Genomic DNA, 19,652 nt, shown 5'->3' on the forward strand with positions numbered 1-19,652 from the left:
AGCCGTCGCAGAAATGGGCCATCGGCATTGAGGCCTTGCGCATCGGCATGGCCTTTCAGCGCCGCAACCGCATCCTCACTGCCGGGCGGCCGGAAATGCTGCGCCTGATGGAGGCGACGGGCGAGACGGTCAACCTGGCCATGCTCGACGGTTTCGAAGTGGTGTTCGTGGCGCAGGTCGAGTGCGAAGCCCCCATCCGCGCCTTTTTCCGCATCGGCGACCGTCGCTCGGCCCATGCGTCGGGCATCGGCAAGGCCCTGCTGGCGCAGCTTGCCGACCCCGCTCTGGAGGCGCTGGTGAAACGCCGCGACCTGCCGCAATACACGGCCAAGACCCTGATCACGCCGGAAGCTCTGCGCAGCGATCTGAGTGCCATCCGGACGCGTGGCTGGTCGCTCGATGACGAAGAGGCCCATATCGGGATGCGCTGCGTCGCTGCGCCGGTCTTCAACGAATATGGCGAGGCGCGCGCCGGAATTTCCTTGTCGGGTCCGTCCCAGCGACTCAGCGAGGCGCGCCTGCCGGAACTGGCACTTAAGGTGCGCGAAACCGCCACGCGCATTACCGATCTGATCGGGGGGCACCTCTTGAATCCCCTCTCCCTCAAGGGAGAGGGATAAACCTGGCCTTCACCGCCCGGCGGCGGTCGTGCAGGATGAACTCCGTATAGCCATTGGCCTGTTTCGCGCCTTCAAAGCACAGGTCGCAGGCCGCCTTGAAGGCTTCGCCGTCATAGGCCGGAGCCATCGGGCGATAGGCGGGATCACCGGCATTTTGCGCATCGACGACCTTGGCCATGTGTTTCAGGCGCTCCAACACCTGCGCCTTAGACACCCAGCCGTGCTGCAGCCAGTTGGCCACGTGCTGGCTGGAGATGCGCAACGTCGCGCGGTCCTCCATCAGGCCGACATCGTGGATGTCCGGCACCTTGGAGCAGCCCACGCCCTGATCGACCCAACGCACGACGTAGCCGAGAATGCCCTGTAGATTGTTGTCCAGTTCTTCGGCAATCTCTTCAGGGCTATAGGTCCGCGTCGCCAGTGGCGGCGTCAGTATGTCATCGACCGAGGCGCGCGGGCGGGCGCGCAACTGCGCCTGCACGGCGGCCACATCGACGCGGTGATAGTGCAGGGCGTGCAGGGTGGCCGCCGTCGGTGACGGCACCCAGGCGGTCGAGGCCCCGGCCTTCGGATGACCGATCTTTTGCGCCATCATATCGGCCATCATGTCCGGGGCTGCCCACATGCCCTTGCCGATCTGGGCATGGCCGGGCAGGCCGGCGATCAGCCCGCAATCGACATTGGAGTCCTCATAGGCCCTGATCCAGATGGCCCCCTTGATCTCGCCCTTGCGCAGGACCGGACCGGCCTCCATGGAGGTATGGATTTCATCGCCCGTGCGGTCAAGGAAGCCCGTATTGATGAAGAAGACGCGGTCCCTGGCGGCGGCGATACAGGCCCTCAGATTGACGCTGGTGCGGCGCTCCTCATCCATAATGCCGATCTTCAGCGTACGTTCGGGCAGGCCCACGGCGCGTTCAGCGAAGGCGAAGGTTTCGACGGCAAAGACCACCTCGTCCGGCCCGTGCATCTTAGGCTTGACGATATAGGCGGAGCCCGTGCGGCTGTTGCGGCCGGTGTCGTGGCGCGCGATCAGGGCGGTGATCATCAGATCGATCAGCCCCTCCGGCACGGCCTGACCGTTGTGACGCACCATGTCGCTGTACATATGCAGGCCGACATTGCGCGCCAGCATCAGGCTACGCCCATGCAGGGTGAAGGTCTGACCGTCGGGGGTCGTATAGGCGCGGTCGGGATTGAGGCGGCGCGTCTGCACCTGACCGCCCTTACTGAACTGTTCGCTCAGATCGCCGCGCGTCAGGCCCAGCCAGTTGCGATAGAGGCCGACCTTATCCGTCGCATCGACGGCGGCGACGCTGTCTTCCATGTCCATAATGGCCGACAGGGCGGCTTCGAGCACGACATCGGCGACGCCCGCCGCATCGGCCACCGGGCTTTGAGGGTCGATACGGATGTCAATGTGCAGGCCGTTGTGACGCAGCAGGATCGACTGCGGGGCGTCGGCCGGGCCGCTGAAACCGACAAATTGCGACGGGTCTTTCAGCGGCGCGCCATTGGCCCGCAACTGCCCGTCCGCCACCGTATAGGCCGTGACACCGGCGTAGCTGAGGCCATCCAGCGGCACGAATTCATCGAGATAGGCCTTGGCCGCCGCCTGCACCGCCGCGCCGCGCGCGGCGTCATAGCCGCCCGCCGTTGGAACCGGCCCCAGCACATCGGTGCCGTAGAGGGCGTCATACAGGCTGCCCCAGCGGGCATTGGCGGCGTTCAGGGCGTAGCGGGCATTGGACACGGGCACGACCAGTTGCGGCCCGCTCAGGCGCGCGATCTCGTCATCGACATCCGCCGTCGTGACGGTGAACGGCGCCGGTTCGGGCCGCAGATAGCCGATCTGGTTCAGAAAAGCCTTATAGGCCACCGGCTCAAAGGCGTGGCCGCGGTGCCAGTCGTCGATCTGCGCCTGCAAGGCGTCGCGCTGCGCCAGAAGGGCCGCATTGCGCGGCGCGAAGTCGCGAATAAGCCCCGCCAGCCCGTCCCAAAACGCCGCCTCAGCCACGCCGGAGCCCGGCAAGGCCTCTTCGCGGACAAAGCACCACAGGATGTCATCAACCTCGATACCGGAGACGGGGGTGTAGGCCATAGCGGTTTTCCTCCTAAAGTTATTTCAGGATAACCGCTCATGGCCGCAGGGGTCAATTTTTCCGGAAATTATTTCCAAAATTTATTTTAAATATAAATATATGAATTTTTTACAGAAATAATTTCCATTTTCTGTACTATGCGCCGCGCGTGTTCACATAAAGCGCAAACAGCGACTGCCCCGCTGTCATGAACAGGCGGTTCCGGGCCCGCCCGCCAAACACCAGATTAGCGCAGCGATTGGGCAGGTGGATATGGCCGATCGCCGTGCCATCCGGTGCAAAGACGCGCACCCCGTTCAGGCCCGGCCCACCGCCCCAGCCGCACCACAGGTTGCCGTCTTCGTCGCAACGGAAGCCATCCGGCTGACCCGGCGCGCATTCGACAAACACCCGCCCGTTCGTCAGGCTGTCGCCCGCCACCTCAAACACCCAGATGCGCTTGGGCTCGCCCGACTGCGCGATATAGCACAGCCGCTCATCCGGCGAAAAACAGATGCCGTTGGGCCGGTCGATGGCGTCGGTCACATCATTGGGAGAGTTGAGGCGCTTGCCCTGATAATGGCTGGCCAGCGTCGTGATAGTGCCGTCATATTCGGTGCGGGTGACGCTGCGCGTGCCGTGCTGACACGAGATCAGCCGCCCCTGCCGGTCGCGCGTGTGACCATTGGCGAAGTGCGCCGGCTTGCGGAAGATCGACACCGCCCCCGTCTCTTCGTCCCAGCGCAGGATACGGTCATTGGGGATGTCGCTCCACAGCAGGTAGCGCCCGTCGCCGAACCACACCGGCCCCTCACCCCAGCGCGTGCCCTCATAGAGCCACTCCACCGCCGCCAGCGACAGGCGGTATGTGTCGAAGCGCGGATCAAGGCTTTCGACGGACGGATCGGGATAGAGTTCGGACGGTTGCCACATGCTTTGTCTCCGGTTTTCTTTTGGCTACACCGGAGCGGCCCCGAAAATCAAACCCGCCAAAAGGAAACCTTGAACAAACCTCCGCCACCCCTTGCCTGTCGCTCACTTTCGCTCATTAATGCGCAGACGGCGCATCGTCGTCTCTATCCAGTGGGAGCCTTATGAAACCTGTCGTTCGCGCCATTCTGGCGGTGCTGGCCGTGACCTGCCTCAGTGCCTGCGCGCCCGTGGTGCGCAGCTATATCTACATGCCCGATCCCCTGCCCGCTACGGCACAGTGGCTGGGTGAGGCCCCGCGTGAGGTCAGCGTCACCACCGCCGATGGCCTGAGCCTCAAAGGCTATTATTACCCGCCGCGCGAGTCGGGTAAGCGACTGATCGTCTTCTTTCATGGCAATGGGGGCAACCGCTATACCGCCGCCCGCTATGCTGCTCCGCTGGCTGAGCAGGGTGACGGACTGCTGATTGCCGACTATCGCGGCTATGGCGGCAATCCGGGCACGCCCAGCGAGACGGGTCTGCGCGCCGATGCCGCTGCCTTCATCGCCTATGGCCGCACCCTGCAACCGGGTGCGCCGGTCTATCTGTTCGGGCATTCACTGGGCGGCGGCGTGGCGCTCGATGCGGCGACACGCGAAGAGATTGCCGGGGTGGTGACGCTCGGCACCTTTACCTCACTGACGGCCATGGCCCCGGCCTATGCGCGGGCGGTCATGCCGGACCGCTTTGACAATCTCAAAGCCGTGACGCAGATCAAGGTGCCGCTCCTGCTGATCCACGGCACGGCGGACGACATCATCCCTTTCAGCGAAGGCGAGGCGCTGAACACGGCCGCCATCGCCGCAAAGGTCCGGGTGCGTTTTATTACCCTGACCGGTTCTGACCACCATCCCGACTTTGCCAAACTCGCCCCCGTGGCGCTGGGCCAGATGGCCCAGATGCCGACCAAAGACTGGACCACCTATGCTCAATGACCTCAAAGGCAAATCCGTACTCATCACTGGCGCCTCGTCGGGCATAGGCGCCGCCGTCGCCAAAGGCTTTGCCGAATGCGGCGCGGCGGTGGCCATCCATTACGCCTCGAATGCTGAAGGCGCGCAGGCCGTGGCCGACGCCATTACCGCGGCAGGCGGCACGGCGGTGATCGTGCAGGCCGACCTGACCGACCCGAAAACCGCCAAAGGCATGGTCGAGGACGCAGCGCAGAAACTGGGCAAGCTCGACATCCTCGTCAACAATGCCGGCAGCCTGTGCGGCCGCCGCCCGTTCATGGAAATCGACGACGCGCTTTATGACACGGTGATGAACCTCAATGTGCGCGCGGTGATCAATGCCTCTCAGGCCGCTGTGCCGCTGATCGAACAACAAGGCGGCGGCAGCATCATCAATGTCGGCTCGATTGCGGGTAATGATGGCGGCGGGCCGGGGTCCGGCCACTATGCCTGCGCCAAGGCCTATGTGCACAATCTGACGCGGCACATGGCGCGCGACCTGGCCAAACGCGGCATCCGCGTCAACGCCATTGCGCCCGGCGTCATCGGCACGCCCTTCCACGCGGCGACGCCGGCCGAGCGCATGGAGGCGATGAAGAACGCCACGCAACTGGGGCGCATCGGCACGCCGGAAGATTGTGTGGGGACGGTGCTCTATCTGGCCTCCGATCGCCTGAGCGGCTACGTCACCGGTCAGATCGTGCACATCAATGGCGGGCAGTATATGCCGTAGCGCGCCTTACACCATTGCCTCCTTATGCCGCTTTTTCGATCATGGCCCCTTCTGTGATAAGGAGCGTACCCATGACCGACGACATTCCCCCGCACAGCTTTGAGGACGGCGAACGCGTCGAACACGCCGAAAAAGGCATCGGCACGGTCAGCCATGACCCCGCCGATGACAACCTGATCGTGCCGCCCGGCGAAGCCAACAAAGGCGGTTCCGACATGGTGCATGTGGTGTGGGACGACGACCGCTTTCCGGTCGGCAAGGTCGCAGCCTCGGAACTGCAAAAAGTGCCCGATGCCACCGCCGCCATTTCGACGGGGATGTAATCCCTTCTTCCGGCTGGCAGGGAGGTGTAGATTATGAACCCAACGCCTTCATCGCCAGCGCTTCGATCTCCGCCTGAGACAGGCCCTCCAGCGTCACCGCCGGGCGCTCAGCCAGTCGTCCATTTCGGATATAGATGACCTGCCCCGTCAGGCGCGCCACCTCCAGCGGGTCGTGGCTGACATAAAGCACCGGCACGCGCTCAGCCACATCGCGGATCAGCGGCAGGATCTCGGCACGCGCCGACTGATCGAGGCTCGACAGCGGCTCATCCATCAGCAGCAGCTCCGGCCCGGACAGCAGGGCCCGCGCCATGGCCACGCGTTGCCGCTCCCCGCCCGACAGGCGCTCGACCTGACGCGGCAACAGCGCGCCGATGCGCAACAGATCGACAATTCCGGTTTTATCGACGGTTTTCGGACTGCGTTTAAGGGCAAAATCGAGATTGCCTTCGACCGACAGATGGCTGAACAGCGAGGGCTCCTGAAACACATAGCCGACGGCGCGTTTGTGTACGGGCATGAAGCGATCCGCGTCCTGCCAGACGGCGTCGCCCACCTGCACCCGCCCGCTCAGGCGCTCCAGCCCGGCAATCGCACGCAGCAGCGTCGTCTTGCCGGACCCGGACGGCCCCATCAGCGCCGTAAGCCCTGCCCCGGCCTCAAAGCGCACCGACAGCGTCAGATCGCCCACCGTACCGCTGAGATCGACCTGAATCATGGCCTGATCCCCGCCGAGCGCGCGCCGAAGCGCCGGTCGATGACCAGCATGATCATCAGGGCGACGAACGAGAAGGCCAGCAGGCCGCCGGAGATCAGATGCGCCTCGGCAAAGTTGAGCTGTTCAACCGCCTGAAAGATGCGGATGGAGACGACCTCGGTCTGACCGGGAATGGCCCCGCCGATCATCAGCACCACGCCGAATTCACCGATGGTGTGCGCAAAAACCAGCAAAGCCGCCGTCACATAGCCGCGCCGTGCCTGCGGCAGGGCCACCGACCAGAAGGCATCCCAGGGCGAGGCACGCAAGGTGGCGGCGACCTCCAGCGGGCGCGGTCCCATGGCCTCGAAGGCATTGCGGATGGGCTGAACGGCAAAGGGCAGCGAATAGACCAGTGACCCGATGACCAGCCCGGGAAAGGTGAAGGCCAGTGTCCGGACACCGAAGGGCTGCAACACCACCATCAGCGGGCTGTGCGGCCCCAGCGCGATCAGCAGGTAAAAGCCCAGCACCGTCGGCGGCAGGACAATAGGCAACGCCACCACGGCGGCCACTGTGTCGCGGAACCACCCCGTCCCTTTGGCCAGCCACCACGCCAGCGGCGTCGCCAGCAGCAACAATAGAGGCGTGGTCACGGCGGCCAGCAGCAAGGTGACGCGGATGGCCTCCCACATGAGTTCAGCGGACCTCGTAGCCGTGCGAACGGATGATGTTCACGGCCTCCGGCGAGCGCAGAAAGGCCACATAGGCTCTGGCGGCGGGGTTGCTCGCGCCAGCGCTCAGCAGAACGGCCTGCTGATCAATCGGTGTATAGAGGTTGGCCGGCACCCGCCACGACGATCCCCCCTTACCCTGCACCTGCGACAGGGCGACAAACCCCAGTTCCGCGGCCCCCGTGGCCACAAAAGTGTAGGTCTGGGCGATATTGCCGCCCTTGACGATCTTCGATTGCAAGCGCTCATAGAGGCCCAACCGGGTCAGGGTCTCGACCGCCGCCACGCCGTAGGGGGCCGCCGCCGGATCGGCAATCGCCAGTTTGTCAAACGTGCCCTTGCTGAGGACCGCGCCCTTCGCGTCCACGCGCATATCTGCGCTCCATAAAACCAGCTTACCATAGGCATAGACAAAGCGCGTGCCTTTGACGGTCAAACCCTCGGCCTCAAGGCGCAGCGGGCGTTCGGCATCGGCGCTGAGGAAGACATCGAAGGGCGCGCCGTTTTTGATCTGCGCATAGAACTGACCCGAAGCCCCGAAGCTCTGGGTGACGGTGTGGCCGGTCTTCTTTTCAAAGGCGGTGGCGATCAGTCTGGCTGTGTCGGTGAAGTTGGCAGCAACGGCGACCCGCATCTCTTCGGCCCGTGCCAGTGCCGGCACGGCAAATAGCGCAAGCGCAATCAGCAGAAGACGACGAAGGGTTTGCATGATGTCATGCTGGCATGGGGAGAAAAATTTAGCCACGAAAAACACGAAAAGACACGAACTTCATTGCGCGCGGTCTAACCACGAAGTGTCTGACCCTTGTGTGCGTCACAGGCGGAAAATAGCCCTGCGGGCAGAAGCGCTCCCACACGCGCAGCGTTCGTGACTTTTCGTGTTTTTAGTGGCTAAACCTTATGGATGCTTCAACCCCACGCCAAGGCTTTCCAGCACCTCCCAATAGGTCGGGAAGGTCTTCGACACGCATTTCGGGTTGTCGATCACCACGCCCGACATCATCAGCCCGGCCAGCGAGAAGCACATGGCGATGCGGTGGTCATTGTGCGTGTCGATCACGGCTTTCGTCGTCGCCCCGATCAGCGCCGGATCGGCATGGACGATCAGGTCGTCGCCCTCCTCGTGGGCCAGACCGGCGTGCAGAGCGTTCAGCCCATCACAGACCGCGCTCACCCGGTCGCATTCCTTGACGCGCAGATTACTGATGCCAACAAAGCGCACTGGCGTCTGGTTGAACGCCGCCAGCACGGCCAGCGTCGGCACGGCGTCCTGCATCTGCGAGCCGTCGATAATGGCGGGCATGTGCGGCCAGCTCATGATGACATCGCGCGCCTTGGCGTCAGGCTGGGTCAGGGCCGCCGTGTCCATCTGAAAGTCGATCCGGCCGCCGGTCAGCACCTCAGCCGCCCACAGATAGGTGCAGGAGGAGGCGTCCGGTTCGATGGGGTAGTCTGCCGCCACATAGCCGGTCGGTTCCACGCGCCACACGCCGTCAGAGGGTTGCGACACCTTCGCGCCAAAGGCCTGCATGATGCCCAGGGTGAGGTCGATATAGCCACGCCCGCCAATGCCGTGATCGCCGCGCAGCCGCACCTCGACAGGCTTATTGCCGCAGGCCGCCAGCATCAGCAGCGCCGACACGTACTGGCTCGACAAACCGGCGTCGATGTCTACGACATCGCCGGAAAAGCCGCCGCGCGCCGTCACCGTCACCGGCGGACAGCCGGTCGGGGCCGACACCTCGACCCCCAGCCGCGTCAGGGCCTCGACCAGCGGCAGGATGGGCCGCTTGCGCATATGGTCGTCACCGTCGATCACCACCGTCCCGTCGGCCAGCGCCACCGCCGCCGTCAGAAAGCGCGTCGCCGTCCCCGCATTGCCAAGAAACAGCGGCTGGGCCGGGGCCTTCAGCTTGCCCGACGAGCGCAAGGTCACGGTGGTGGCATCAAGCGTTACGATCTCGACGCCCATCTGCTTCAGCGCGGTGGCCATATGCACCGTATCGTCGCTGGTCAGCACCCCCGACAGCGTGCTTTCCCCTTTGGCGAGCGCCGCCACCAGAAAGGCGCGGTTGGTCAGGGATTTCGACCCCGGCACCACCACGGCGCCGGTGATCGGCCCGGTGACCGGCACGATTTCAAGCTGAGGGAAGGCGTCGATATTCATAACAAGCTCCGCGATACAGGCGCTTCCTAAACACTGAGAGGGCGTTCGTAAAGGGTGCAGCCATCCGCCGCAGGCCCCGCAGTCGCTTGTTTTTATTGCATCTGAAACCGTTTGCCTGACGCCTGAGATCACAGGCCACGGACAAAACCGTTGTCAGGACGGTTTCAATTGCGTAAGAGCCACTTTATAATCATTCTCACTTGCAAGTCTGACCCGCGTTCCCGATATGAAACTGAGCGATCTGCCTCTGCATAGCGCCGCCATCGTGGTCGATGTCGCCGACCTTGGTGCCGATGACCGCGTGGGCCGCCGGCTGCGCGAACTGGGCTTCGTCGCCGATGAGCCGGTGAAGGTCGTGGCCAAAGGCCCGTTCGGGGCCGAACCCCTGCTGATCCAGATTGGCTTTACCCGTTTCGCGCTGCGCCGCGCCGAAGCCGACCGGGTTCAGGTGCGTACAGCGTAAGGAGCGCGTTCTGAGATGTCCGGACTGTTGATCGCGCCCATTTCTATAGCATTGGTTGGGAACCCCAATTGCGGCAAGACCGCCCTGTTCAACCAACTCACCGGCGCGCGCCAGAAGGTCGCCAACTTCGCCGGTGTGACGGTCGAGCGCAAGGAGGGCAGCTTTACCGCCCCGTCCGGCCGCGTGATTCAGGTGCTGGATCTGCCCGGTGCCTACAGCCTCGATGCGCTGGGCCCCGACGAGATCATCACCCGCGACGTCTGTATGGGCAAGGTGGCCGAAGTCGGCGCGCCTGACGTGATCGTCTGCGTGGCCGACGCCACCAATCTACGCCTCAACCTGCGCTTTGTGCTGGAAATCCGCAAGCTGGGTCGCCCCATGGTGCTGGCGCTCAATATGATGGACGCGGCGCACAAACGCGGCATCCATATTGATCAGGACAAGCTTCAGGCCCTGCTGGGCATTCCGGTCATCCAGACCGTGGCCATTGCCGGGGGCGGTGCAAAGCACCTGATCGACCATATCGACACGCAGTCGATCGAAGCTCCGAAGATCGCCGAGACGGAGCGCGACGTGCACCTTGAAGTGCGCGATATTCTCAACGCCGCCGTCACCATGCCAAGCTTTACGGCGAAGATCGACGACCAACTGGATGGGGTCCTGCTCAATCCGGTCTTTGGCCTGCCCATCCTCGCCTTACTGATGTTCGTCGTGTTTCAGGCCGTCTTTGCCTGGGCGACGCCGCTGATGGACGGGATTGAGGGCCTGTTTGGCTGGGCCGCCGAAATGGTGCGCGCGCACATGCCCGAAGGCCTGTTGCAGAGCTTTATCGCCGACGCCATGATCAGCGGGGTGGGCTCGGTGCTGGTCTTCCTGCCGCAGATCCTGATCCTGTTCTTCTTCATCCTTGTGCTCGAAGAGTCGGGCTATCTGCCGCGTGCCGCCTTCCTGCTCGATACGCTGATGGCGCGGGCGGGCCTGACCGGGCGGGCTTTTATCCCCCTGCTGTCGTCGTTTGCCTGCGCCATTCCGGGGGTGATGGCCACGCGCTCGATCCACGACATCCGCGACCGCCTGACCACCATCATGATCGCGCCGCTGATGACCTGCTCGGCGCGCCTGCCGGTCTATGCCCTGCTGATCGCCGCCTTCATACCTGAGCGTCAGGTGTGGGGCGTCCTCAGCTTTCAGGGCCTTGTGCTGTTTGGGCTGTACATCGCCGGCATCCTGTCGGCCCTGATCGTCGCCTGGGTGATGAAGCTGCTGCGCACGGACAAGAGCCCGGCCATGCTGCTGATGGAATTGCCCGCCTACCGCCTGCCCAATCCGCGCAATCTGGCGCTGGGCCTGTGGGAGCGCGCGGGTATCTTTATGCGGAGAATCACGGGCGTGATTTTTGCCGCCAATACGCTGTTGTGGGTGCTGGCCACCTTCCCGCGGGCCCCCGCCAACGCCACACAGCCGGCCATCGACTATTCCTTCGCCGGCATGATCGGCCACGCCATCGAGCCGATCTTCCGCCCTATCGGCTTTACGTGGGAAATCTGTATCGCCCTGATCCCCGGCATGGCCGCCCGCGAAGTGGCCGTGTCGGCGCTGGGGACGGTCTATGCTATTTCCGGCTCCGAAGACGCCGTGGCCAATCAGTTGCAGGCCACCGTCGCCGCGCAATGGTCGCTGGCCACCGGCTTCTCGCTTCTCGCCTGGTACATCTTCGCGCCGCAGTGTCTTTCGACGCTTGCCGTCATCCGCCGCGAAACCAATTCGTGGAAGTTCGTGGGCCTGACGACGGGCTACCTGTTCGCTCTGGCCTATCTGGCCTCGTTCCTGACCTACAGCGTAACGAAGATGGTGACGGGATGAGCTACGACCTGATGCAGACCCTGATCGTCGCCGTCATTGTGGCCATAGCTGCCGCCATGATGGCGCGCCGCCTGTTCCCCAAAACTGCCGAGGCCGTGGCCCGCCGTCTGGGGTTTAAGTCTGCTGCCAAACCAGCCGCCGGGTGCGACTCGGGCTGCGCATCGTGCAATGGCTGCAAGACGCTGAACTTCGATTTGCCGCCTAAAAGCTAGATAGTGGTGATGAATTAACCTTTGCGATCTTTCTCCTCCCCATTTTATGGGGAGGTGCCGAGTTTACGAGGCGGAGGGGTATCTTACGGACGGTTATACCCCTCCGTCAGCTTCGCTTCGCTCGCTGCCACCTCCCCATGATATGGGGAGGAGAAAATAGCGACATTAAATCTTAAATCGTCACCTCAGCCTAACACCTTCGGGATTTCGAGCAAAAAAAAGCCGCGCATTGCGGCGCGGCTTAAAGTTTACAGGGAGGAAACGCCCAGGAAGGGCAATCAGCGCAAAGCACTGAACACCCCCAATCTAGTTTGCGATGCAGCAAAACGCAAGGCCTTAAACGGCAAGCCCCTTCAACAAAAGTTACAAACGCAATGGGGTTTGTGAATGCAACGCAACACAGATTGTCGATAGCGCATTCTTACAAATGGGGCCGCATTCGGCACTGTGGTTTACGGTCGCAGGTCGCATCCTGAGAGTCTTTATACAGGAGCCCGCCATGACCCATCCCGAAGACCCGCTGCACGCGCGCGGCGACGAATTGACCCGTAGCGGCCCCGAAGGCCCCGGTAACCTGCCGCGCCGTCGTCTGCCGTGGGGCATTATCGCCGTTGTGATCGTCCTGATCGGATTTGTCGTCGCCTTTACGGCCACCAACCGCGACAGCCCCACCGCCAAAGGCCCGGATGCGGCCTATGACGCCAATCGCGTTGAAAAGACGGGCACCGACGAACCTAAGCGGCAGACAACCAGATAAAACGCGCCACAAACAGCCCGGCCAGAACCAGCAACAGCCAGTCGCCAGGCCGCGCCTGACCGCGCAGCAGCTTGATCACCGCATAGGCCGTGATGCCAAAGGCCAGCCCGTTGGCGATGGAAAAGGTCAGGGGAATCCCGATCAGAATCAGGAAGGCCGGGACGGCGATGCCCGCGTCTTCCCAGTCGATCTCTTTCAGCGGGGCCATCATCAGCGCCCCCACGATGATCAGGGCCGGTGCCGTGGCCGCCGCCGGGATGAACTGCGCATAGGGCGCAAAGAACAGCGCCACAAGGAACAGCAACCCCGTCACCACGGCCGTCAGGCCCGTGCGGCCGCCTTCGGCCACGCCCGCCGCGCTTTCGATATAGCTGGTGACGGTCGAAGTGCCCATCACCGCCCCGGCCATCGAGGCGATCGAATCCGTGAACAGGATCTTGTTGAGGCGCGGGATGCTGCCGTCGGGCTGCATCAGCCCGGCGCGTTTGGACACGCCGACCAGCGTGCCGACATTGTCGAACAGATCGACAAACAGAAACACGAAGATGATTTCAAGGATGCCGAAGCCCGTCTTGCCGATATCGAGCGCCGCCGGAATATCCAGCGCAAAGGCTGTGGCGGTCAGCGCCTTGAGGTCATAGGGCGTCGGCTGATAGGTCACCTGCCCCAATCCCCACGCCGCTGCGTTGGTCGCCAGTATGCCGATCAGCACCGCCCCCTTGATGCGCCAGGCGCTCAGCACCGCAATGATCAGCAGCCCCAGCAGGGCCAGCGCCGGGGCGGGTGTTTTGAGGTCACCCAGCGCCACGGTGGTGGCCGGGCTGGCGACGATAATGCCCGCCTCTTTCAGACCGATAAAGGCGATAAACAGGCCTATGCCCCCGGCTACGGCGGCGAACAAGGGCTTCGGTATGGCGTTGACGATCATCTGCCGCACCCCGCCGAGCGTCAGCAGCAGGAAACACACGCCCGACAGGAAGACGCAGCCCAGCGCCGTCTGCCACGGCAGGCCCATCCCCTTGACCACGGTAAAGGTGAAATAGGCGTTGAGCCCCATGCCGGGCGCCATGGCCAGCGGATAGTTGGCCACCAGTCCCATCAGGATCGAGGCAAAGGCCGCCGACGCGCAGGTCGCCGCCGCCACCGCCGCCAGCGGCATCCCCGTCTGTGACAGGATGGCCGGATTGACCAGCACGATATAGGCCATGGTCAGGAAGGTGGTGAAACCGGCCATGACCTCGGTCCGCACCGTGGTGCCCTGCGCGCTCAGGCCAAAATATCTGTCGAGAAAGCCCATATCGTCCCCACACACAAAATCGGTTTCATTAGCGTCCGGCGGACAATGTTCCGCAAGCTGAAATTTTGTACCGCAAAACAAAGCCCCCACCACCGCATCTCAACGGCGGCGCCGTTTCGTGCGGTCCCCCTCCCCAGCAAGCTGGGGAGGTATGAACACGCAAGCGCCTTGCGACCTTTATTTTGCCGGCAAGGCGCGGATAAACCGGCACACCACCGCGGCTGAATTTTCCGAGGCCAGCGCCATGAAGGTCGCCATCTGATTGGCGTGTTCGTCCCCGCCCGCCAGATCGGACAGGCTGCGGAAGACGATAAACGGCACGTCATTGGCAAAGGCCACCTGCCCCACCGCCGCGCTTTCCATATCCGCCACACGGGCATTAAACGCACGGTGCAGATAGTCGCGGTAATCAGCATTATCGACAAAGGCCGGCGACGACACCGCATCCCCACCCACATGCAGTTGCGGCCTGTGATCAAGACAGCGTCCGTCCGCCGTGCAGTGGGCCAGTTCGGTCTGCTCAAGTTTAGCAGCCACCGCCAGCATGGCCGGATCGGCCTCAAACCACACCTTGGGCGCTGGCGCGTGTTTCGCACTGCCCACCACCACCGAATTGGGGATGATCATGCCATAGGCTTCCATGCCGTCGGGGGCCCAGGTCAGCCAGTCCGGCTTGACGAAGCCTGTCGCGGTCTGGCGTCCCATAATGGTTTCCAGTGACTGCGCCCAGCGCGCCGGCACCACCACGTCGCCGATCTTCAGGGACGGGTCGATGCCCCCGGCTATGCCCGAAAAGACGATGCGCTCGACGTGGAAGCGGTCAATAAGCAGTTGCGTATTCATCGCCGCATTGACCATCGACATGCTCGACATGGTCAGCACGACCGGCTTATCCTCCAGCGTGCCGGTGACGAACTTCATGCCGTTGAGGCTGTAGCTTTGGGGGTCTTTCAGCCGCCCGATCAGGGCCTGCCATTCCGGCTCAAAGGCCGAGATGACGCCGATGCGCGGGGTCTTATCTAGATAGGCCGCCGCCTGCACCGTCATCGTCATCATTACGCTCATCACCATCGCCAGACAGAGGCCCCAGAACCGCATACGTCACCTCTTCGCAGATGCGAAAAGCTAACGCGCGACGACGAGAGGTGCAATCGAAATTACGGCACTTCCAGTTTAATGGCGTCGTACATCACCTGACCCGGCGCGGCGGTGCCGGGGGTCTGATCGTCATCAGCGGCGGTACTTTCGGCGGCCTTGATCAGGGCCGGATCAAACACCTGCCCATCGGCATGGCGGAAGGTCAGGTCATTCTCGGCCTTCAGCAGAGACGCATCGAAGGTGAAGGTCACGACGTTATAATTCTGATCCTGCACGCCGCCGCGATAACCGGCTGTGCCGGTCTTGGGCAGGCGGATGGCCCCGATCTCCTGACCGTTCAGGGCCACGCGCACATCCGTCAACCTGCCCTTTGCCGGTTGCGCCGAGGCGATACCGATGGTCAGCGTCCCCTTCCTCGCTTGCGGTGCCGCCTTGAAACGCAGGTGCCAGGCCGGGTCCGTCATGTACCAGGACCAGTGCGCGTAGTTCCAGTCGCGCGCCGCGACGCTGCGCCCGATGGTGTAATCGACATCGTTCGGAAACTGCTGCGGGTAGAGTGTGAACATCTGATAGCCGCGTGCTTCGTCGCCATTGCGGAACTCCGCCGCCTGACGATCAAACGTGCCCAGTTGCCACAGGGTCTTGCCGTGCGATTCCTTCTCCCAGAAGATCGTGCCCGTGTCCTGCTCACCGGCACGGATGGTCACGGTGCGACCGCTCAGGTCGTGGGGCTGATCCGCCCCGGTGACGCTCAGCGCGTAGGTGCCGGGCGCAATACCTTCGATGCGAAACTGCCCGTCGGCATAGACCTCACCCCAGTAGTTATAGCCCTTGCCGCTGTCGGACCAGACGGCACCGGGGTCAGACAGGATAACCCGGCTCTTGCCCGCCGCCGCCCCGTTCAAGCGCACCTCACCGGTCAGCGTACCGCGCGTTCGGGCGTATTCGGGGGCGCTGACGAAGTCATAGGGCCACTGCGCCTTTTCCGCCGCCAGTTGCCGGTCGATATCGAACCACAGACGACCCGGCGTTGTCGCCTGATTGGCGTAGATGAGGAAGGGGCCATAGACCTTGGACCACGCCTCCCCGGCCTGAACGTCCACTGACTTTGCCCCAAAATGCGAGGATTGCAGCACGCGCAACAGCACATCGTCGTGCACGGTCTGGCCCTGCTTGATCGGGCCCCCATTGTGATATTCCGGCGACGGCTCGATCATCCAGATACCGCGGCTCTGGCCCGGCTCCACCGACAGCGTGCCATAGGCCGGGACATCGCCCCAATAGACCGAGTTGAGATATTTCGTCTTCACCGTCCCGTCGGCCAGCCGGAAGGTGGCGTCCATCAGCTTCTGCGTCACTTCGGCGCGCGGAATGCGGATCAGCTTGTCGCGCGCGATGCTCCAGGCATTGAACACCTGCGGCGAGGTGCGAAAAACAAAACGCGTCTGCCACAAACGCGCGGCGGGCACATCGGCCGGGTGGCGGAAGACGACATAGGCATAGAGCCCCGGCAGGCCGTCCTTCATCACGTAATGGCGCTCGGCCTTGAACGGAAAATGTTCGGTCGGGCCGCTGCTGATCTTCACATCGGCCAGAGCCGCCGTCGCCGTGACCAGCTCGACTTTCGTGTCGGCGGGTGACGGGCGGTAATAGCCCTTTTTGGGCGGCGGCGTAGCGGTCGTGCCCAACGACTCGGCATTGGCGTCCCAGTAGAGTTTCTGCCCGCTCTGGATCAGCTCGGTCGGGGTGCCGCGCAGGTCCCTGAACGACACCACATCACCATTGGTGTCGATCACCGCTTCGATCAGGCCGTTAGTGAGCGTCAGCCGCCCGTCGGCGCGGATCGCCGTCACCTCAGCCGCCGCAGGCAAGGCGCCCAGCAGAAGAAGCAGCGGCAGGACGGTTCTGAGAGTCTTGGAGGTCACGGTATCTTCCCTGAGCGTGCGTTTATCGCTCATCAAACGTCACGAACGCTCAGATTCCGTTGCCGCGCTATGTGTAAAAACGAAAAAGCGCCCGCAAGCGAGGCGCTTCTCCTTTTGTTTCCGCCTATCCCTACCACAACAAGCCGTAGAGGGCGACGAGCACGATCACCACGCCAATCGCCAGTATGTTGAACGCCGTTGAGGTCTTGAAGCTGACCCCTTCCAGCGTCAGGGTCGAGACCGGCTTCTTGTTCGGCACGATCAGCGATACCAGCACGCACAGGGCCAGAGACGCCAGGAAGACATAGCCGACGCGGTCCATGAAGGGCACATCGGGCAGCACGTACTTGGCCACGGTCGAAAGGATGACCGAGGCGGCGACGGCGACAAAGGCCCCGGCGGTCGAACAGCGCTTCCAGAACATGCCCAGAGCGAAGATGACCACGATGCCCGGCGTGAAGAAGCCGGTGAACTCCTGAATGAACTGGAAGGCCTGATCGGTCTTGCCCAGCAGTGGCTGCGCCACGGCCATGGCCACGATCACCGAGACGACCGAGGCGATACGCCCAATCGTCACCAGCTTCTGATCCGGAATCTCCTTTTTCAGCGGGGCCACCACATCGAGCGTGAAGATGGTCGAGATCGAATTGATCTTCGAGGCCAGCGAGGCGATGATCGCCGCCACCAGCGCCGCGAAAACAAGGCCCAGAAGACCGCTGGGCAGAAGCTGCATCATGGCCGGATAGGCGTGGTCGGCCTTTTCGATATTGGGCGCGAGAATCAGGGCCGCAAGGCCCGGAAACACCACGATGACCGGCATCAGCAGCTTGAGATAGGCGGCGAAGGCAATGCCCTTTTGCGCCTCATTGAGCGACTTGGCCGCCAGCGCGCGCTGGATGATGTACTGGTTGAAGCCCCAGTAGGAGATGTTCATGATCCACAGGCCGCCGACCAGCACGGCAATACCCGGCAGGTCCTTATAGAAGGGCGAGTCCTTCGACAGGATCATGTCGAAATGCTCCGGGAAGCGCGTGTGGAGGGTATGCAGACCGCCCATCACACCCGCATCACCGCCGATCTTCGAGAACGAGATATAGACGATGATCAGACCACCAAGGATCAGCAGGGCCACCTGCACGATGTCGGTCAGGGCGACGGCCTTAAGCCCGCCATTGATCTGATAGGCCAGGGCGAAGATACCGATGGCGACGATGGCATAGATGGGCTCCACGCCGGTCACGCCCGAAATCGCCGTCGCCCCCAGCCACAGGATCGAGGTCAGGTTGACAAAAACATAAAGCACCAGCCAGAAAACGGCCATCAGGTACTTCACGCTGGGGCCGAACCTTTGTTCAAGGAAGCCCGGCATGGTCATGACGCCATTCTTGATAAAGACCGGCAGGAAGTATTTCCCGACTATGATCAGGGTGATCGCCGCCATCCACTCATAGGAGGCGATGGCCAGACCGATGCGGAAGCCGGACCCCGACATGCCGATGATCTGTTCAGCCGAAATATTAGCGGCGATCAGCGACGCGCCAATGGCCCACCACGGCAATTGATTGCCGGCGAGGAAGTAGCCCTTTGAGGTCACGGCCTCGCTGGACTTGCGGCGCGACACCACCTGCGCCAGAATGAAGATGCCGACAATATAGGCCAGCAGGATATAGAGATCGACGTCCGCCAGTATGTTGGTGGCGGGCAGGAAACCTGAAAGCATGAATGCCCCCTGTGTGTTTTTTGCGGCGTCTGTTGCGCAGCAATTGTCACACAATTAATCGAAATTTAGAATTTGGCAATGTGCAATCGTCAGCAAAAGGCGACCGGCACCGCTCAAAAAAAGACGCGGTGGAGTGAACCCCACCGCGTCTGGTTTTCAGTCCCGTCGGTTCGGCCTATTTCGGGCAGACCGCATCGCCTTCGTTGGAGGCCAGCTTGACCGCCGTATAGGTCAGTTTCAGCGGCTTTTCCGAACGCAGCGCAAACGGCATGCCGATCTGGGCCATATTCTGACCGATGGCGGCGAAGCAGTTCAGCTTGACCTTCAGCGTATGGAACTGACCGTCGGCCTTCAGCAGGCTGGCGACATCCATTTCCTGGAAGACAAAGCGGTCACGGCCCAGCGCCAGATGTACCGGTCCGGTCGGGGCCGCATCGAGCTTATAGGTGATGGAGATGGCCAGTTCACCGGTCGATTGACGGCTGAGGTCAACCACGTCGCTGGCGAAATAGGCCTCGCCCTTGCCCTGCCCCGTAAAGGTCAGCAGGCGGCCATTTTCCTGAGCCCCGGCATCGACCGTGGCCTGAGTGACCACGCCCTTCGGCGACCTGATCGTGCCGTGATCGCCCGCCACCGCGCCATCGGCGTCGGCGAGGTAGAACTTCCACGGCGCACGCACGCGACCGGCATTGAAGTAGGTATCGACATTGACGACACCGGCGTCTTTCAGACCGGAGTCTTCGGACAGCGGCAGAAGGTCGCCCTTATCGGCATAGGTCAGGCCGTAGCCATAGGCAAACAGCGGGTCATAGCCCGGCGTGTTGAGGTTCAGCGGCTGCTGATTGGCGAATTTCGGCCAGGAGAAGCTGAGCTTGCCCTTGAAATCGTTGCGCGCCTTGCCCGCCTTGTCGCCGATCAGCACATCGGCCACGCCGCCACCTTCGCTGCCCGGCAGGAAGGCCGCGACAAAGGCGTCAGAGGCGTTGATTTCCGGGTTCACCCACATCGGACGGCCCGACAGGAAGACAGTAACGACC

The 19,652-nt window shown here is 62.8% G+C and carries 19 protein-coding genes; 8 read left to right on the forward strand and 11 right to left on the reverse strand.

Annotated elements, in window-relative coordinates:
• Positions 1–620 (forward strand): IclR family transcriptional regulator (locus Q0072_RS10280; RefSeq protein ID WP_298329389.1); only part of this gene is annotated, 620 nt, incomplete at its 5' end.
• Here Q0072_RS10280 and Q0072_RS10285 read toward each other — a convergent pair.
• Together Q0072_RS10285 and Q0072_RS10290 are read right to left on the reverse strand one after the other, a co-directional pair.
• Positions 604–2,721 (reverse strand): malate synthase G, encoded by a 2,118-nt coding sequence (locus Q0072_RS10285; protein ID WP_298329391.1) that lies wholly within the window; start codon positions 2,719–2,721, stop codon positions 604–606. The two genes, Q0072_RS10280 and Q0072_RS10285, sit on opposite strands and share 17 nt — an antisense overlap.
• A gap of 136 nt (positions 2,722–2,857) precedes the next feature.
• Positions 2,858–3,634: an SMP-30/gluconolactonase/LRE family protein gene (locus Q0072_RS10290; protein WP_298329394.1), complete on the reverse strand. Its 777-nt coding sequence runs from the start codon at positions 3,632–3,634 to the stop codon at positions 2,858–2,860.
• Positions 3,635–3,795: 161 nt separating this feature from the next.
• On the opposite strand from Q0072_RS10290, the gene Q0072_RS10295 reads away from it, so the two are divergent.
• The 3 genes from Q0072_RS10295 to Q0072_RS10305 all read left to right on the forward strand — a co-directional run bounded on the left by Q0072_RS10295 (position 3,796) and on the right by Q0072_RS10305 (position 5,682).
• Complete coding sequence (locus tag Q0072_RS10295; protein WP_298329397.1) at positions 3,796–4,608, forward strand: alpha/beta fold hydrolase; 813 nt, start codon at positions 3,796–3,798, stop codon at positions 4,606–4,608.
• Entirely contained in the window at positions 4,598–5,359 is a 762-nt protein-coding gene (locus tag Q0072_RS10300; RefSeq protein ID WP_298329400.1) for a glucose 1-dehydrogenase, read from the forward strand. Before Q0072_RS10295 ends, Q0072_RS10300 begins: the two co-directional genes overlap by 11 nt.
• A gap of 71 nt (positions 5,360–5,430) precedes the next feature.
• The gene (locus Q0072_RS10305; protein WP_298329403.1) at positions 5,431–5,682 is read left to right on the forward strand and encodes a hypothetical protein; all 252 of its coding nucleotides are present in this window, start codon (positions 5,431–5,433) and stop codon (positions 5,680–5,682) included.
• A gap of 31 nt (positions 5,683–5,713) precedes the next feature.
• Here Q0072_RS10305 and Q0072_RS10310 read toward each other — a convergent pair whose 3' ends face one another.
• The 4 genes from Q0072_RS10310 to Q0072_RS10325 form a co-directional block, all read right to left on the reverse strand.
• Positions 5,714–6,400, reverse strand: a complete 687-nt coding sequence (locus tag Q0072_RS10310) for an ATP-binding cassette domain-containing protein (protein ID WP_298329406.1) — start codon at positions 6,398–6,400, stop codon at positions 5,714–5,716.
• On the reverse strand, positions 6,397–7,074 hold the full coding sequence (gene modB, locus Q0072_RS10315) for a molybdate ABC transporter permease subunit (protein ID WP_298329409.1): 678 nt from the start codon (positions 7,072–7,074) through the stop codon (positions 6,397–6,399). Before modB ends, Q0072_RS10310 begins: the two co-directional genes overlap by 4 nt.
• A gap of 4 nt (positions 7,075–7,078) precedes the next feature.
• Entirely contained in the window at positions 7,079–7,822 is a 744-nt protein-coding gene (gene modA / locus Q0072_RS10320) for a molybdate ABC transporter substrate-binding protein (protein ID WP_298329413.1), read from the reverse strand.
• A 189-nt stretch (positions 7,823–8,011) separates the two neighbouring features.
• Positions 8,012–9,280 (reverse strand): 3-phosphoshikimate 1-carboxyvinyltransferase, encoded by a 1,269-nt coding sequence (locus Q0072_RS10325; protein WP_298329416.1) that lies wholly within the window; start codon positions 9,278–9,280, stop codon positions 8,012–8,014.
• 226 nt (positions 9,281–9,506) lie between these two features.
• Between Q0072_RS10325 and Q0072_RS10330 the strand changes: the two genes are divergently transcribed.
• From Q0072_RS10330 to Q0072_RS10345, 4 genes are all read left to right on the forward strand, one after another.
• Positions 9,507–9,743: a FeoA family protein gene (locus Q0072_RS10330; RefSeq protein ID WP_013479430.1), complete on the forward strand. Its 237-nt coding sequence runs from the start codon at positions 9,507–9,509 to the stop codon at positions 9,741–9,743.
• Positions 9,744–9,758: 15 nt separating this feature from the next.
• A complete protein-coding gene (locus Q0072_RS10335; protein ID WP_298329421.1) occupies positions 9,759–11,606 on the forward strand; it encodes a ferrous iron transporter B in 1,848 nt (615 codons plus the stop codon).
• Positions 11,603–11,818, forward strand: coding sequence for a DUF6587 family protein (locus Q0072_RS10340; protein WP_298329423.1), 216 nt, complete (start codon positions 11,603–11,605; stop codon positions 11,816–11,818). Before Q0072_RS10335 ends, Q0072_RS10340 begins: the two co-directional genes overlap by 4 nt.
• A 499-nt stretch (positions 11,819–12,317) precedes the next feature.
• Complete coding sequence (locus Q0072_RS10345; protein WP_298329426.1) at positions 12,318–12,575, forward strand: hypothetical protein; 258 nt, start codon at positions 12,318–12,320, stop codon at positions 12,573–12,575.
• On the opposite strand, the gene Q0072_RS10350 is transcribed toward Q0072_RS10345, so the two are convergent.
• The 5 genes from Q0072_RS10350 to Q0072_RS10370 form a co-directional block, all read right to left on the reverse strand.
• Positions 12,553–13,872: an NCS2 family permease gene (locus Q0072_RS10350; protein WP_298329429.1), complete on the reverse strand. Its 1,320-nt coding sequence runs from the start codon at positions 13,870–13,872 to the stop codon at positions 12,553–12,555. The two genes, Q0072_RS10345 and Q0072_RS10350, sit on opposite strands and share 23 nt — an antisense overlap.
• A 177-nt stretch (positions 13,873–14,049) precedes the next feature.
• Positions 14,050–14,970: a 5'-methylthioadenosine/S-adenosylhomocysteine nucleosidase gene (locus Q0072_RS10355; protein ID WP_298329432.1), complete on the reverse strand. Its 921-nt coding sequence runs from the start codon at positions 14,968–14,970 to the stop codon at positions 14,050–14,052.
• 59 nt (positions 14,971–15,029) lie between these two features.
• Positions 15,030–16,895: a polysaccharide lyase family protein gene (locus Q0072_RS10360; RefSeq protein ID WP_298329434.1), complete on the reverse strand. Its 1,866-nt coding sequence runs from the start codon at positions 16,893–16,895 to the stop codon at positions 15,030–15,032.
• Positions 16,896–17,025: 130 nt separating this feature from the next.
• Positions 17,026–18,615 (reverse strand): sodium/sugar symporter, encoded by a 1,590-nt coding sequence (locus tag Q0072_RS10365; RefSeq protein ID WP_298329437.1) that lies wholly within the window; start codon positions 18,613–18,615, stop codon positions 17,026–17,028.
• Positions 18,616–18,790: 175 nt separating this feature from the next.
• Positions 18,791–19,652: putative glycoside hydrolase (locus Q0072_RS10370; RefSeq protein WP_298329440.1), on the reverse strand; the 862-nt coding region annotated here is incomplete at its 5' end.

Origin of the sequence: Asticcacaulis sp. (assembly GCF_027484505.1) — a bacterium.
Lineage (GTDB): Bacteria > Pseudomonadota > Alphaproteobacteria > Caulobacterales > Caulobacteraceae > Asticcacaulis.